Raw genomic sequence first — 361 nt, forward strand, 5'->3', positions numbered from 1 at the left:
GGGCGCGCCGTACTTCACGCCCGTGATGTACTGGACAGCCTGCGTGCGGCGGCGCTTCCAGTTGATGAAACGCGCGGCCTTCATCGCAACGAAGCCGTTCTGCCAGAGCGAGACGAGCTGCGTGGCACCGCCCTTAGGCCCGCTTTCCATCTCGACCGACGCCTCGCGGCTCGCGTCGAGCGTCACATCACCATCGTCAGCCAGCAGGATTTCCGACGCATTGGCGAGAATCATCATGTCGCCGGCGGTTTGCGAGAGCAGCGCAGGAAGCCCGAAGAAGGTGCCGCCCGCCATCGTGAGGCCCGGGAACTCCGGTTGCGCCAGCGCGTTGTGCATCATCGAGAGCGCCAGCGCCGTGCTC

General features: G+C 65.9%; 1 pseudogene. It reads right to left on the reverse strand.

Annotated elements, in window-relative coordinates:
- Positions 1–339, reverse strand: a pseudogene (locus QCE79_RS34925) (phage major capsid protein); the annotation flags it as partial.
- Positions 340–361 lie beyond the last annotated feature (22 nt).

This window comes from Caballeronia sp. LZ003 (genome assembly GCF_031451465.1).
Classification (GTDB): domain Bacteria; phylum Pseudomonadota; class Gammaproteobacteria; order Burkholderiales; family Burkholderiaceae; genus Caballeronia.